15 protein-coding genes are annotated in these 15242 nt (G+C 60.1%); 10 read left to right on the top strand and 5 right to left on the bottom strand.

The annotated features are described in order from the left end of the window. Positions 1-165 precede the first annotated feature (165 nt). Genes I6E52_RS04645 through I6E52_RS04630 form a run of 4 tightly spaced genes read left to right on the top strand, consistent with a single transcriptional unit; the run spans position 166 to position 4436 of the window. Positions 166-342 carry a hypothetical protein gene (locus I6E52_RS04645; protein ID WP_197155223.1) on the top strand — a complete coding sequence of 59 codons (177 nt, stop codon included), beginning with the start codon at positions 166-168 and terminating at the stop codon, positions 340-342. Positions 343-349: 7 nt separating this feature from the next. Next, positions 350-1513, top strand: coding sequence for a hypothetical protein (locus tag I6E52_RS04640; protein WP_197155221.1), 1164 nt, complete (start codon positions 350-352; stop codon positions 1511-1513). Then, positions 1510-3303: an ABC transporter ATP-binding protein gene (locus I6E52_RS04635; RefSeq protein WP_197155219.1), complete on the top strand. Its 1794-nt coding sequence runs from the start codon at positions 1510-1512 to the stop codon at positions 3301-3303. Before I6E52_RS04640 ends, I6E52_RS04635 begins: the two co-directional genes overlap by 4 nt. Continuing rightward, a complete protein-coding gene (locus I6E52_RS04630) occupies positions 3300-4436 on the top strand; it encodes a glycosyltransferase family 1 protein (protein ID WP_197155216.1) in 1137 nt (378 codons plus the stop codon). Before I6E52_RS04635 ends, I6E52_RS04630 begins: the two co-directional genes overlap by 4 nt. 40 nt (positions 4437-4476) lie before the next feature. Here I6E52_RS04630 and I6E52_RS04625 read toward each other — a convergent pair whose 3' ends face one another. Both I6E52_RS04625 and I6E52_RS04620 read right to left on the bottom strand, forming a co-directional pair. After that, positions 4477-5340: a glycosyltransferase family 2 protein gene (locus I6E52_RS04625; protein ID WP_197155214.1), complete on the bottom strand. Its 864-nt coding sequence runs from the start codon at positions 5338-5340 to the stop codon at positions 4477-4479. Further along, entirely contained in the window at positions 5337-6497 is a 1161-nt protein-coding gene (locus I6E52_RS04620; RefSeq protein ID WP_197155213.1) for a glycosyltransferase, read from the bottom strand. The genes I6E52_RS04625 and I6E52_RS04620 overlap by 4 nt, the downstream gene beginning before the upstream one ends. Positions 6498-6588: 91 nt before the next feature. Here I6E52_RS04620 and I6E52_RS04615 point away from each other — a divergent pair, with 91 nt between their 5' ends. From I6E52_RS04615 to I6E52_RS04605, 3 genes are all read left to right on the top strand, one after another. Continuing rightward, complete coding sequence (locus tag I6E52_RS04615) at positions 6589-7752, top strand: hypothetical protein (RefSeq protein ID WP_307842385.1); 1164 nt, start codon at positions 6589-6591, stop codon at positions 7750-7752. Between the two features lie 211 nt (positions 7753-7963). Next, positions 7964-8629: a glycosyltransferase family 2 protein gene (locus I6E52_RS04610; protein WP_197155212.1), complete on the top strand. Its 666-nt coding sequence runs from the start codon at positions 7964-7966 to the stop codon at positions 8627-8629. Between the two features lie 6 nt (positions 8630-8635). After that, the gene (locus I6E52_RS04605; RefSeq protein ID WP_197155211.1) at positions 8636-9016 is read left to right on the top strand and encodes a DUF2304 domain-containing protein; all 381 of its coding nucleotides are present in this window, start codon (positions 8636-8638) and stop codon (positions 9014-9016) included. Between the two features lie 66 nt (positions 9017-9082). Here the strand turns inward: I6E52_RS04605 and I6E52_RS04600 are convergent, their stop codons facing one another. From I6E52_RS04600 to I6E52_RS04590, 3 genes are read right to left on the bottom strand one after another with little or no spacing between them, the layout of a single operon-like run. Then, positions 9083-10069, bottom strand: coding sequence for a Gfo/Idh/MocA family protein (locus I6E52_RS04600; protein WP_197155210.1), 987 nt, complete (start codon positions 10067-10069; stop codon positions 9083-9085). Further along, a complete protein-coding gene (locus tag I6E52_RS04595) occupies positions 10069-11145 on the bottom strand; it encodes a DegT/DnrJ/EryC1/StrS aminotransferase family protein (RefSeq protein WP_197155209.1) in 1077 nt (358 codons plus the stop codon). Before I6E52_RS04595 ends, I6E52_RS04600 begins: the two co-directional genes overlap by 1 nt. Further along, complete coding sequence (locus tag I6E52_RS04590) at positions 11142-11735, bottom strand: acyltransferase (protein WP_231601930.1); 594 nt, start codon at positions 11733-11735, stop codon at positions 11142-11144. Before I6E52_RS04590 ends, I6E52_RS04595 begins: the two co-directional genes overlap by 4 nt. A 76-nt stretch (positions 11736-11811) precedes the next feature. On the opposite strand from I6E52_RS04590, the gene I6E52_RS04585 reads away from it, so the two are divergent. From I6E52_RS04585 to galE, 3 genes are all read left to right on the top strand, one after another. Continuing rightward, entirely contained in the window at positions 11812-12090 is a 279-nt protein-coding gene (locus I6E52_RS04585) for a hypothetical protein (protein ID WP_197155207.1), read from the top strand. A gap of 419 nt (positions 12091-12509) precedes the next feature. Continuing rightward, positions 12510-14237 (top strand): cell wall-binding repeat-containing protein, encoded by a 1728-nt coding sequence (locus I6E52_RS04580; protein ID WP_197155206.1) that lies wholly within the window; start codon positions 12510-12512, stop codon positions 14235-14237. Positions 14238-14253: 16 nt separating this feature from the next. Continuing rightward, a complete protein-coding gene (gene galE / locus I6E52_RS04575; RefSeq protein ID WP_197155205.1) occupies positions 14254-15240 on the top strand; it encodes a UDP-glucose 4-epimerase GalE in 987 nt (328 codons plus the stop codon). The last annotated feature ends 2 nt before the right edge of the window (positions 15241-15242 follow it).

The raw sequence follows: 15242 nt of genomic DNA, 5'->3' as shown, positions 1-15242 counted from the left end.
TGTGTGACGCAACGCTTACGCGCAGTCAAGTCTAAAGCGCAACGGCTACGGATGTTGGCGGTCGGCCAGCCGCGTATAGCGGCGCCGGTCGGCTGTTCGGCAGGTGCGAAGCGGTACTCTTGGGGCGAGCGTAATTCAGCAAACATACTCCGTGAAAGGTCTCGCATGACCCTCGAGTTCATTCCAGCCTTCGAGCCAGTCGTCGGCAATGAGGTCGTCGTGCCGTCGTCGACCGTTGTGGCGTCGCCGGTGCCGTTTGCGCTCGCGCACCCGTCGCTCGGCGAGGGAGACCTCGCGCGCAGCGTGGATACTGGCGCCGATTATGTGACCGCTGGTGCGTAAGAACTTTATGGTGAATGTGATCCGCAACCTCCGGGCACGAGCAGCCCAAGGCCTCACGATGGTGAAGCTCGCGCAGCGCGGCGTCGGTAGACCTGGCACGGCCCCGACTGGCGATCAGGGAGAGCGTGTGCTCATCGGGCCCGCGAACAGTGCCGGACAGGGGTATCAGTGGGCGCGTTCGTTTGAGCGGGCCAAACCTGACGTGCGGGCGACGAGCATGCAGCTCATTGCCGATGACGCATTCAAGTTCCCCGTCGATCTCCCAGCCCACGCTGGCTATGCGGCATTCTCGCGCTCGTGGCAGCGCGCCCAGTTCGAAGCGCTCACGCAGTATCGCGCTGTGCTTATTGAATCGAACCGCGGGGTAGCGGGCCGCCTTTATAACTCGGCGGCGGGTCAAGCTCAGGCGCTCACGGCTCGCGGCGTGCAAGTGGGTCTCATCTTCCACGGCTCCGACATCCGCGATCCCGATCGGCATCTGGCCGTCGAACCCGACTCGTACTTCGCATCTAGCCCAGAATTTGCGGAGACGATGCGTGGTGTTACCCGTCGTAGCCAAGAGCTGATTGCCGCGACTGGGGCTCCAGTCTTTGTCTCGACGGTCGATTTACTGAGCGATGTTCCTCATGCGACGTGGTTGCCGACGGTTGTCGACCCGCCCCTGTGGGCGGGGGGCCAGGTACCGCTCAGTCACGGCGGGGTGCCTCGCGTCGTGCACGTGCCCTCGAAGTCATTCATCAAAGGAACTGAACTCATCGAAGAGAGTATGCGCGAGCTGCACGAGCTGGGACTCATCCGATACCAGAGTGTAAGCGGGGTTCCACACTCAGGGATGCCAGAACTCTATCGATCGGCGGACATCGTTCTCGATCAGTTCCGTGGCGGTCCCTACGGTGTCGCGGCCTGCGAGGCGATGGCCGCCGGGCGCATCGTTGTCTCTCGCGTGCCGCACCGCGATCGAGTCGCGGAGCTTACTGGTGAAGAACTTCCTATAATCGAGGCCTCAGCAGCAGCGCTGCGCGAGACGATCCTCCGTATAATCGCAGAGCCCGCCGAGGCGCTCGAGCGAGCGGCGGCAGGACCGGGGTTCGTTACTCGAATCCACAACGGGGACAAGAGCGGCCGCGTGCTCGCGGTGTGGGTCGACGGAGTCGAGGGGGGAGCGCGATGAGGAATCTGTGGCGCACACTCAATGAGCTGTTCACAGTGCTGCCGGCGGGTGCCAAACCGTACTATGTCTGGTACTCAATAGCGACTAGCCTGCTCGCAATCCTCGACATTATGGCGCTCACGCTCATCATGCTCGTGGTCACTCCGTTGGTAACCGGCGGCGCCGTCGTTCTTCCGGTGCTCGGAGAGGTGCCTGATTCTGCAACCGTGTGGATCATCGCAGTCATCTGTCTACTCTTCATTCTGAAGGGCGTGTTCGCGGTCGTGCTGCATTGGTACGCGACGCGCCGCTTCGCCCGGTATGAACTTCAGGTCGGCGACGAGCTATTTCAGGGATACACGCGCGCGAGTTGGCTAAAGCGCTCGCAATTGAGCACCGCCGAAGTGACGCGCATCGTCGACAGTTCGATGGCTAATACCAACCTCGGGTTCATCTTGCCGCTTGCCCAGGTCCCAGGTAACGCACTCACCTTCGTCGCGGTGCTCGGCGTTCTCGTCTTCGCCCAGCCGTTGACTGCGCTCATCGCCTTCGTGTACCTCTCGTTAATCGCGGTATTCATGCTGCTCGTTGTAACGCGTCGATCTCAAGCGGCGGGGCGCGACAACCGCGGTTACGCCTACAAGGTTGCGACTGTCATGACAGAGATGGTCGAAGCGCTGAAAGAGGTCGTGCTCCGCGACAAGCTCGAAGAGGTCGGCAGGGTCGTCTCGAAGAACCGCAAGGTTGCAACCCGCGCGCGGGCGAACATTTCGTTCCTCGGCATCGTCCCGAAGTATGTGTTCGAGTCCGCGCTCATCGGCGGGTTCCTCATTGTGGGGGGCAGTGCCTACCTCGTCGGTGGGGGAGGGGCAAACGGCACGGCGCAGGCTGTGGTCGCAATCTCGTTATTCGCCGCGACTGGCTTTCGTATGATCCCAGCCATGAACCAGGTGCAGGCGAGCTTCACCGCCGCATCGGCGAATGAGGTATACGCACGGGATGTGATCCGCGAACTCACTGATCTGCGCGGCGACAGCACCGCGCAGGAACAGCGCGCCGACACCGCCAAGCTGTCGGTGGCACCGCAGAAACTCGCCTTAGAGGACGTGTGTTTTAGATATCCGGGCGCCGATGCCGATGTGCTCAAAAACGTCTCGTTCACTGTGCCATTCGGCTCGAGCCTCGCCATCGTGGGCCCTTCAGGATCAGGCAAATCGACCCTCATCGATATTCTGCTTGGGCTAAGTGTTCCTACAAGCGGATCGATGTGGATTGACGACGAGCAACTGAACACTGTCATGCGACAGTGGCGGCAACGGGTCGGGTACGTCCCGCAGCGCGTCGCGCTCTTCGACGCGTCGATCGCCCAGAACGTGGCCCTTACGTGGGAAGACGACTACGATTCCGACCGGGTTACCGCCGCGCTCGCACGCGCGCACCTCGAGGAGCTCGCCCACCGCGGTGCAGGAATCGAGGAGCGGATCGGTGAACGCGGCTCGTCGATTTCGGGTGGCCAACAGCAACGGCTCGGCATTGCGCGAGCGCTGTACTCCGATCCATTGGTTATCGTGATGGATGAGGCGACGAGTGCTCTCGACACGGCGACCGAGAACCGCGTGACTGAGTCGATGCGCGAGCTGCAGGGCGAAGTGACCTTCATCACTGTCGCGCACAGGCTCGCGACAATCCGCGAATACGACCGCATCTGCTACCTCGATCAGGGCGAAATCTTGGGCAGTGGCACATTCGAGGAGGTCGTCGCGCAGGTTCCCGAATTCCGGCTGCAGGCAGAGCTAGCTGGACTACTATGAGCGCACGGCCGACGCTACTCATCCTTTCGTTCACCGAGTTCGTAAACGACGCTCGTGTGAAGAAACAGGCGCTTATGTTCGCCGAGCACTACGACGTCGTCACCTGTGGGTACGGCAAAGCTGTCCGCGAGGACATCGAGCACATCAGGCTTGATCCTGCGGTGTCCACCTTTTCGAAGTACCGTGAAGCTATATTCGTGCGGCTGCGGATGTATGCGGCGGCGTTCGCGGGCGACGAGCGGTGCAAGAACGCGATAGCGAAACTCCGCGGGCGTCGCTTTGATGCTGTGCTCGCGAATGAACTCGAGACCTTGCCGGTCGCTTACTCGATGGTCGGTCCCTCCAAGGTGCTGCTCGATTTGCACGAGTACTATCCGGGGCTGCACGACGATATCCCGGTGTGGGTGAAAGTGCGTCAACCCTACCAAGAGTGGATTCTCTCGCATCGGGCCGCGCGCGCGGCAGCGGCCACCACCGTCTCTGAGACGATCGCGAAACACTATCGGGACCGCTTCGGTATGGACTGCGGCGTCGTGCACAATGCTGCGCCGTACCGCGCTGATCTCACACCAACCCCGGTCGGCGACCCGATTCGTCTCGTGCACGCGGGAGTGACCGCGCGGAACCGACGGCCCGAGGTGATGATGGAGGCAGTAGCTCAGTCCTCCACAAACGTCACGCTTGATCTGTACCTCACTCAGCAGGAGACGCCGTTCGGTCGCGAGCTGAAGGCCCTCGCTCACCAGCTTGGCGAGCGTGTGACTCTGCATCCGCCAGTGCCGCACGATGAACTCATCGATGTATTGCACCGCTATGACGCGGGCCTGCACGTGCTGCCCCCCACCAACACAAATATCAGGCTCGCATTGCCGAATAAGTTTTTCGATTCTGTGCAGGCGCGCCTCGGCATGGTGATCGGGCCGACTGTCGATATGGAGCGTCTGCTGCAGGAGTACGACCTCGGGGTCGCCGCTGCAGGCTTCGACGTTTCAGACATCGTGGCAGTGCTCGACGGGCTCGAGCCGGGCGAGGTCGCCCGCTGGAAATCCCATGCCCATGACGGAGCCAAGGAGCTGAGTTCGGAGGCTCAGCAAACTCCGTGGCTCGATGCAGTGCGGGGCCTCGTGAAGTAGAGCCTGCACCGGCAGATTCAGGTCAGGCAGGCCCGAGCACTCAGAGGTACCAACAGCGGTAGCGGAACGATCCCTTGATGTGGCCCCAGTTGTAACCGAAGGTTGAAGCAGCGGTCAGGCGCTTCTCGCTGCCCGGCCGTGACACGAGGGCGCGCAGAGCCGCTACGCCGAGCATGATTGGCGCGAGATAAGCGCTGCGGCGCGGCATGCCAGCACCGCGGTGCTTGGCATAAAGCTGTGCCTTGCCCATGCCGTATCCGGTTTGCTGTCGTCGAATGTCAGCCGGGGTCGCTCGCGCAAAGTACTTGAAACGAGCGGATTCGGTGAAGTCGATCGAGTATCCCGCCAGCTGCATACGCCAGAAGAGGTCGGTGTCCTCGGAAGCCCCAGAGAAAGCCTCGTCAAATCCATTGACAGCGTCGAAGGCTTCGCGCGCGAAACAAGCCTGCCCGCCCCCAAGCGAGATCATTCCCGGCCAAGTGGAGTCGGTGAGCGTGGAAATTTCGCGGATGACCGCTCCGGATTCCCGGCAGTGCACGATCACGCAGCCCATAATTTTGGCACCCTTCTCGCCAGAGTGGTAAAAGCCCTCGGCCCACCCCGGCTGCACCTCATCGTCCGCACCGCACAACATGATGAAGTCGCCCGTGCTCGCCCGCACGCCGTCGTTCTGCGCAAAGACCGCGCCCTGAGCGCGGTCCGCCGAGACTTCACGTACCCGGTCGTCTGTGGCCGCGAACTCCGCGATAATCTCCGAGGTTCGGTCGGTCGACATGTTATTTGACACGATGATCTCGTGCAGGAACTCGCGCGGCTGTGAGGTGAGTGCGCACAGTTGCCGGGGCAGGGTGTCCTCCCCGTTGAAGCACGGAACGACCGCGGATAGTGTGAGGTCGGTGCTCATGCGGTTGCTCCATTCGCGACGTCGAGGATCGCGTCCGCGGCGCGTGCCGCGGCCGCCCGCATCGATACGTGTTCGTCGGCCCAGACGGCAAGTCGTTCGCGCGACGCGGGAGGTGCCGGTGCATCCGCAATCTCACGCATCGCCGCCGCGATGGCCGCGGGATCGTAGGCAACCGGCGCTCCCGCGTGCACCTCGGTGTTGGCCCGCGCCAAGAACGCGGCGGTCGGGCCTGGGCCCGCAAAGATCACTGGACATCCGCTCGCCAATGATGAGTATGTCTTCGTCGCGAATGCGAACTCGTATCCGCCGCCCGGCAGTAGCGTCGCGAGCGATGCCGTTGCTGCGCTGAGCTGCGCGTTGAGTTCAGAAGGCGGGACGGGATCGGCGAACTCAACTGCGTCGGCGATGCCAAGCTGATCGGCACGCTCGCGGATTGATTCGAGCTCGCTGCCGTGACCCACAAAACGGAGCGTGAAGCCGGGATGCGTAGTGAGGAATTCTGCGAACGCGTCGGCGAGCACGATGGCCCCGTGCCAGGCTGAGTAACTCCCCGCGTAGAGGAATAGGGGCTTCGAGGGTGCGGGGGAGTAATGGAACTGCGAGGTATCTGCGCCGCGGCCCGTCGTCGTTATGGGGGTAGTGACTCCCCAAGCGATGATGCGATCCTTCACCTCATCGGAGACGGTGACGATGCGCTGTGCACCGCTGAGCGCCCGGCGTTCGAGCTCTTCGAGTGTGCGCAGGACGAGAGAAGAGCTCGTTGCGTGCCCAGCAGCGAAGGACCAGAGATCAGCGGCGTCGTACACGTACGGGATGCGGCGCAGCCAGCACGCCAGACGCACCATCACGCCGGTCGTTGGAGGTGGCTCGACGAGAACTGCGGATGGGCGTTGAGTGAAAAGCAGTCGGAAGAAAACCGGGATGTCGAAGCTCATGTACTGCAGATAACCGCGCACATAACCTGTGCGATCACGGAGCACCGGGAACGTGCGAATGCGCTCGGCTCGCTCCGGCATCGCGTAGCCGCGCGGCGGGGCGGCGGTGAGTACGGTGACCTCATGATTGCGTGAACACAACTCATCGGCGACAGCGCTGAGAAAGAACGACGCCGCCGACGGCTCGGGGAGGTAGATCCGCGACACGACGACTAGATGCAACCGTACTCCTCATGCAAAATCATGTCGGCCGGCGGACCGATTCAGACAATTCTAACCGGTGAGCCTTCCCTGTTCGCGCTAAACTCGCACCGTGACGAGCTCCGCGAAACAGATCCTTTGCATCTCGTTCAGCCCTATCGAACGGGATGCTCGAGTGCTGCGGCAGATTCATCTGCTCTCGGAACTTGGGGAGGTGACTACCGTCGGTTTCGGGGAGACCCCTGTCGGCGCGACGCGGCATGTGCAAGTGCCCGACGGGCTCACGACTCTGCCTCAGACCCTGCTGGGAGTAGCGAAGCTCGCCGTCCACGCGCATAAGGCCGCCGAGTGCTCGTCGCCTGCTGCACAATGGGCGCTCGCGCACGCTGCTTTGCTCAACGCTCCCGAAGGCGGCTGGGACCTCGTCGTTGCGAACGATGCTCGGGTGCTCGATCTCGGATTCCGACTCGCGGGCACCGCGCCAGTGTGGGCAGATTTGCACGAGTGGGCGCCCGAGGAACGCACACACATCACTTCGTGGCGGCTGCTCGTTGCGCCGTTCATGGTGCATCTCTGCCAGACGTACCTGCACCGGGCCACGCTCGTCACCACTGTTTCTCACGGAATCGTCGAACTATATCGAGAACGTTTCGGAGTGGACGCCACGCTCATGACGAATGCGGGCCCCTATATGGAGCTGCCAGTGCAGGCAAGCCGAGACGACCGCATTCGGTGTGTGCACAGCGGTGCAGCGATCGGCGGTCGCGGCCTCGAAACAATGATCCGCGCGTTTCGTAAACTCCCTGAGCGCTTCAGTCTTGATCTGTACCTCGTGTCGGCCGCCGACGGAGGTGCGCACCTCGCGGAGCTTCGAGCAATCGCCGAGGGGGTGGATCGCATCCGCTTCCACGATCCGGTGCGCCCCGACGAGCTCCCCGCCACGCTCTCGGCCTACGATCTCGGAATCTTTTGGATTCCACCGACCCACACGAATGCGCGGCTCACGCTGCCGAACAAGTTTTTCGATTACGTGCAGGCGCGCATCGGCATGGCGATCGGGCCAAGTGAGGAGATGGTGCGTGAGCTTGAGAATTATGGTCTTGGCATCGTGAGTAAGTCCTTCGATATGAACGATCTCGTAGCGTCTATGGAATCGCTCACTGTGGAACAAGTGAACCGCTACAAGCACGCGGCTGCAGCGGCGGCCCTGCCGTTGAGCTTCGATGTGCAGACAGCATTCGTACGCGGTGCGTTGGAGGACGTGCTCGCGGACTGAGCAGGGTAGAGCTTCGCGGTCCTTGACGTACGCGAGGTGAGCGTGTGCGCGGACGCCATGGTGGCGGCCCTTAGCGACCGCCGTCAGGATAAACACGCTCCGGTTGCGCTCACGATCAAAGGCTCGATACTGCGTATCGGCTCCGCCAACATAGTGGTCAAAGCCCCCGTGAATCGAGTTTGCGCGACACAGAATGTGCGAAACTAGCTGCATGGCGCAAACGTGGGTTGTTGTTCCGATGTATAACGAAGCAAGCGTCATTGCGTCCGTGATTAAGGAACTGCGAAAATCGCTTCCTCATGTGGTCTGTGTTGACGACTGCTCTACCGACGACTCCGCAGCGCAAGCTCGATCGGCTGGCGCCATCGTGGTGCAGCATCCGATCAATCTTGGTCAGGGCGCGAGTTTGCAGACCGGTTTTGAATTCGTTCGTTTGATTCCTGAGATGACGGAAGTCGTTACCTTCGACGCCGATGGCCAGCACCAGGTTCAGGATGCGCTTGACATGGTGCAACGCCTTCGCGACGAGAAGCTCGACATCGTCATCGGGTCGCGTTTTCTCGACAATCGCACCGACATGAGCGGCCTGAAAAGGTTTGTTCTTCGTCTGGCTACGGGCTACACCAGAATCACGACCGGAATGGCGCTCACCGACGCGCACAACGGACTGAGGGTCATCTCACGGGACATGATCTTCGAGCTTCAGCTGCGACAGAACCGCATGGCGCACGCGTCAGAACTCGTCGATCAAATCAGTCTGCATAAAGCGACGTGGGCCGAGCACCCCACGCACATCGTTTACACCGAGTACTCCAAAAGCAAGGGGCAGTCGGTGCTTAACGCCATCAACATCCTCGTCGAAATTATCTTCAAGTAGGGCATCGTGACCATCATCTTCCAGATCCTTGCGATCATTGCCGTTATCGTCGTCGCGATCGTTATGTTGCGTGGCGGGGGAGCACGCAATCAAGCGATCCAACGGATCTTCATGTTGCTGTTCATCGTGGCGGCAGGATCATCCATCTTCGTTCCTCAAGTGTGGACGTTCGCCGCGCGTCTGCTCGGCGTCGGTCGAGGAACCGACCTGTTGCTGTACATCACCGTGCTGGCTTTCTTGGGCGTCGCGGCAACGACGTACCGCCGTTTTCGTCGTCTCGAAAATGACCTCACAGCGATGGCTCGGCAGGTCGCGTTGGCGCGCGCCGATAACCAGCAGAATTCGTCAGAGGTTACCGAGCCTCCGGCGTCCGACGGCGACAAGTAGCGCCGCCTAGAGGCCCCGCAGCACTCCGCGGGGCCATCGGCCGGCCATCAACCGGTGGTAGAGACGCTAGATCGTTGCGAGACGATGCTCGAGGCCATCCGCAACAAACTTCTCAGCTGTGGCAACTACTGCGGCACCCTGTGCCAGCGTCACAATCGCACTCGTGTCGCCTGACAGCACTGCATCGCGGAATGCTTCGTGCTCAGCACGAAGCGGTTCCTTCTTATCGAGAGCAAAACGAGTAACGTCGCCTTCGCTCACTCCGCGGAACTGAGAAATCTCATCCCACTGGTGATGGCGAACGCCATTTTCGAAGTAGGTCAGATCGGCCGTGAGTGTATCGGCGACGAGAGAGCCATGTTCCCCCGTGATTATCGTCGTGCGCTCTTTGAAAGGCGTAAGCCAGTTGACCGTGTGGCTGACAATGGTGCCCTTGCTGAGCGTGCCGACGGCCAGAACCATGTCTTCGTGCTCGCGGCCACTGCGGAACGTGGTGCGTGCATTTATCGAGACGTATTCCTGCTGAGTAACCCAGGCGGTCAGATCGATGTCGTGGGTGGCGAGATCTTTGATGACGCCCACGTCAGCAATGCGGCCGGGAAATGGTCCCTGGCGACGAGTCGTCACCTGGTAAATCTCACCGAGCAATCCGTCCTGGATCCGCTGGCGCGCTGACTGGAGTGCAGGGTTGTAGCGCTCAATGTGGCCAACACCGCCGACCAGGCCGGCCGCGTCAAAGAGATCGCGCAATTCGAATGCTGCCTCCGAGGTGGATGCAACAGGTTTCTCGATCAGCGCGTGAATGCCGCGGCTTGCGAGCATCGTGCCGATCTCCAAGTGGTAAATCGTGGGCGCCGCGACGACGCAGTAATCGAAGCCCATGTCGAGGAAAGTGTCGAGGTCTCGCACTACCGGCTTGCCTTCGATATGAGAGGGAACGGCATCCGAAGGGTCATAAACACCCTTGAATTCGACGCCGTCGAGTTCGTTGAGAACTCGGCTGTGGTGGCGCCCCATGACGCCGAGACCGAGTACACCTGCGCGAAGAGTCATTAGCTGCCTGCCTTTGCTACGTCATTGACGGCATTCACGATCGTTTCGCGTTCCGCTTCGGTAAGGGATGGATACACGGGCAATGACAAAGCTTGCGTGGCGACTTCGGCCGTCACCGGAAGGTCGAGATCGAGCTTGAACGAGGGCAGCTGGTGGATGGGGGTGGGGTAGTAAACCCCAGTGCCAACTCCGCGTTCGGCGAGGGCGGCAGCAAACGCGTCCCGATCGTGATCGACAACTCGAATCGTGTACTGGTGATAAACGTGTACGGAGCCAGCGGCTACCGGAGGTGTGATGACGCCACTGAGATGCTCGTCGAAAAACGCGGCGTTGGCTTGACGTTGTGCGGTCCAGCCGGCCAGCTTGGTCAGCTGTACGCGGCCAATCGACGCGTGAATGTCTGTCATGCGGGTATTGAATCCCACGACTTCGTTCTCGTAACGACGTTCCATTCCCTGATTGCGAAGCAATCGTGCAACCCGGGCGAGCTCATCGGAAGATGTTGTGATCATGCCACCTTCGCCGGAGGTCATATTCTTCGTCGGGTAGAAGGAGAACGAGCCAGCAATTCCCCATTTACCGACCGGAACGCCGTTGACCGACGCCGCGTGCGCTTGGGCTGCGTCTTCAAAGACCAAGAGATCGTGTGCGGCGGCGATTGCGCTCAGTTCAACCATGAGTGCCGGATGCCCGTAGAGATGCACCGGCATAATCGCTTTTGTCCGCGATGTGATGGCAGCTTCCACCGCCGCGGGATCCACGGAGAAGTAGTCGCGCTCAATGTCAACGAACACGGGAGTGGCCCCCGCGAGCGCAACGGCGTTGGCTGTCGCCGCAAAGCTGAACGAGGGGACGATGACTTCGTCGCCAGCACCGATGCCGGCGGCGACGAATGCCATGTGCAATGCGGACGTACCCGAATTGACGGCAACGCACTGCGCTCCGCCAACGATCGCTGAAAATTCGGTCTCAAAGGCGGCGACTTCCGGACCCTGCGCAAGCATGCCAGAACTCATCACACGGTCAACGGCATCGCGTTCGTCTTGGCCGATTTGGGGCCTAGCTGCGGGGATCACGAATCTTGCACCTCAATCAGAAGGTCGGTAGCGGTTTCTTGATAGTGGGCGCCGGTGACCGGACACTCCCACAGGCTTGGTGAAATTTCAGTGAGCGGATGCCCGGCGGTACCTACCCAGCCGATACGGCGAGCGGGACTGCCAACGACCAGAGCAAACTCTGGAACATCTTTAACAACAACTGAGCCGGCGCCAACGAGCGCCCAGCGGCCGATCACGAGTGGTGCGATGCACGTGCTGTTCGCACCAATTGACGCACCCTCGCGAATATCGACGCCAACCGGTTTCCAATCATGAGCCGATTTGGCAGAACCATCAGCGTTGATTGCGCGAGGAAAATGGTCATTGGTAAGCACAACGGCCGGCCCGATGAACACGCCGCGACCCAATTTGGCCGGTTCGTAGACCAGTGCGTAATTCTGAATTTTGCAATTGTCGCCGACTTCGACTCCGCTGCCCACGTAGGCTCCGCGGCCAATCACGCAGTTCTCGCCAACCGACGCATTTTCGCGGACTTGTGCGTAGTGCCAAATCCGCGCCGTTGCGGCGATGGAAGCGTTGTCAGCGATATCGGCGCTGTCGTGCTGCAGGGGGTTCACTTGGTGCATTCACACTCCAGAGAATTAGTCGTGGGGAACACGCCAATCCTATTCGTTTGCTCTTTCAATGGAGTACCTCTTCGGCGACCGCCACCGCGGGTACTTCGAGCGCAGGGCACGCTCGTGTGTGCCCGTAATTATCGAGGCTGAATCGCCACTGTTCGGTGGCTACTTCGGCAATGATGTCGTGACCGAGCTTTCTGAACTGCGCACACTTGGAGTGGCCGTCGCTTTACTCTCGCACGGAGCAGATCTGCGCGGACCAGGCTTGTACGCCTCTCGCGTCCCAGCTTTGCCGTTCAACGACGCTAGGCACCTTGAGATCTCTCAGCGGCATCCCCATTGATCAGCTGTCGGCGATCTATCGTGCGGCCGTTATTGTGCTTGAGCAATCTCGAGTTGGTGCGTATTGGGTGACCACGGTCGGGGCCTGCTCGGCGGGGCGAATCGTTATTGCCCACCCCTTCGACGATGTTCGCGCTCTCCTCAAAAGACCGTGGGACGGGAGATTCCAGTCGTAGTGGCCGGTGCAGAAACGCGTGAAGCGACGCTTCTTGGGATCTGCGCTGATCGTGAAAAGTTCATCAAGTACGTTGCTCTGGGGCGGGATTCGTGCACTGAGTTCACGATCGGCAGGCGTTCCTTAGCTAGCGCATGTGCGCGGCGAAGTGCGGCGCCACGCGCCGTGCCACTCAAAGTGGGTCTTCACATTCTTCCCATTAGACATATCCTGTAACAACGCGTGTTTGCTTGGGGGATTGCAGAATGCACACTTTTTTGACGGCCAGAGCCGGAATTTACCGAGTCGCGGCTATCGCCGCGGCTGTAGCCATGCTGGCGACAGGTGCTGTCGTCTCAGCTCCAGCGACCGCTACTTATGCCATCAGCGGCAGCGAGTTCGACCCGGGAAACATCATTAGCGACGACGAGTTCTACGACGGTTCCGCGATGACTCAAAGTGAAATTCAGGCATTCTTGAACGCGAATTCTGGTGCGCTCAAGACCCTGCGCCAAGACGTCGAGACGCGAGCGAAAGAAACCTCGCAGACCACCGGTAACTTGATTTGTGAAGAGATCAAGGGCGGAGACAACCTCCTAGCGTCGACGATTATTTATCGGGCACAGGTCGCATGCGGGATCAGCGCGAAAGTCATCTTAGTTACTCTGCAAAAAGAGCAAGGGCTGATCACTAACTCCAACCCCTCCTCGTGGAACATCAACAATGCGCTTGGCTATGGATGCCCAGACGACGGTGGTTGCTCAGAGACAGCGCAGGGGTTCGGGTATCAGGTGTTCACGGGAACCCGTCAATTCAAGGCTTACAAGGCCGCTAACTTCGCCAAGCAACCTGGCACTTTCAGCATCGCTTACTACCCGGGCAGCAACAACTGCGGTAGCAAGACAGTAAAGATCTCTAACTACGCAACCGCAGCCCTCTACAACTACACGCCGTACGTACCCAATGCAGCAGCGTTGGCCAATCTTGGCGGAGTCGGTGACAGCTGTTCCTCCTACGGAAACCGTAACTTCTGGTACTACTACTATTCGTGGTTCGGCAACCCCACCGACATCACTCCTGATGTTTCCGTTTCTCGGGTGAGTGGAGACGACCGGTTCGTCGTTTCAGCGGCACTCTCCGCCAAGGCGTACCCCGACTCCGGTATCGACCGCGTCTACGTCGTAACAGGAACGGACTTTCCCGATGCCTTGAGCGCGGCAGCTGCTGCGGCGCTATTCGATGGCCCTCTACTTTTGGTGGCATCGTCCAGTGTTCCGTCGAGTACCCGTGCTGAACTGAAACGACTGAAACCAGCAGAGATAGTTGTTGTCGGAGGAACGGGAGCAGTTTCGAAAACTGTCTATAACAGTCTGGCTGGGTATGCATCAAAGGTCTCGCGTATTTCCGGTGATGATCGGTACGAATCCTCGCGGCTGATTGCAGAATCTGCCTTCCCGGCAGGAACGACCACGTCGGCGTATATCGCCACTGGAACGACTTTCGCTGATGCTCTTTCTGCGAGTTCCGCGGCCGCGGCCGACGGTAGCCCTGTGATTCTGGTTCCCGGCAGTTCATCCAAGCTGGATTCGGCAACGAAATCGCTCTTGACGAAGCTGGGAATTACGAGCGTGAAGATTGCTGGCGGTACAGCAGCGGTCAGCAGCGGTATCGAATCGAGCCTCAAGTCTTTGCTGGGCTCATCGAACGTCGAGAGAATCGCCGGGAGCGACCGATTCGTAGTGTCGGCTGCAATCAATAACGCTGCGTTCGATGATGCCCATACCGTCTATTTGGCATCCGGCTACAACTTTCCTGACGCGCTCTCCGGTGCAGCGGTCGCCGGTGCGCAGTCAGTGCCGCTTTACATCGTGCAAACGACCTGTGTCCCGAAGGCAATGCTTCAAGACATCGTGGATCTCGGGGCGACCAAAGTTGTACTTCTCGGAGGCACCAGTGCGTTGACTAGTAAAGTCGCAAAACTCACCACCTGCTAACTCCTAGACTGGTTTCATGCGCGTTCTCGTTACCGGCGGAGCCGGCTATATCGGTGCCCACACTGTCCGCCTGCTCGTTGATCGCGGAGACGAGGTTGTTGTTCTCGATAACCTCGGGTCGGGACAAGCTGATCGAATCCGTGATGTGCCGTTCGTCAGGATGGATTTGGCGGCAGCGCCTGTGAGTGAGATCGAAGCTGTGCTCCGAGATAACGCGATCGATGCAGTCATCCACTTTGCTGCCCACAAGCAAGTGGGGGAATCCGTGGCAAAGCCTGCTCTTTACTACGCCGACAACGTGGGCGCAGTCGCCAAGTTGCTCATGGCCATGGAAAATGCGGGCGTTGACAAGCTCGTGTTCTCGTCGTCAGCTGCGGTGTATGGCAATGCCTCAGGTGCGATTTCAGAGGCTGCCCTAGCGCAGCCCATTAGTCCGTATGGTGCCACCAAGCTGGTCGGTGAGCAGATCATTACAGCCGCGGCCGAGGCCTGGCCATTGAGGGCCGCCAGCCTGCGCTACTTCAATGTCGCAGGAGCCGGCAGCGCCGAGCTCGCAGACACGGTGGCCTTCAACTTAATTCCTATCTGTCTTGATCGGATCGCCGACAATCAGCCGCCCGTAATTTTTGGTGACGACTATGACACCGCAGACGGCACGTGCGTACGTGATTACGTACATGTCGTGGACGTTGCTGAAGCGCACTTGGCTGTCTTGGATGCCCTTCCGCACGACCCGGGAAACATAATTTTGAATGTCGGCACCGGAATAGGTACGAGCGTTCGTGAGATCGTTGATGCTCTTATCGAAGTGTCAGGAACACGCCTGTTGGCTGATGTGCAACCTCGTCGTGCGGGTGATCCTGCGGCGATCGTCGGTGACATCAATGCGATCACAGCGTTCACAGGGTGGACTGCCCGCTTCGGTGTCGAGGACATCGTGAACTCAGCGTGGGATGCTCGTCAGTCTCAGTCTGCGTCTGCGTCTGCGTCTGCGCCGTGGTAGAA

This window comes from Salinibacterium sp. NG253 (assembly GCF_015864945.1).
GTDB lineage: Bacteria > Actinomycetota > Actinomycetes > Actinomycetales > Microbacteriaceae > Rhodoglobus.
The sequence above is the reverse complement of the archived record's forward strand: the minus strand, read 5'-3'. Positions and strand labels throughout refer to the sequence as shown.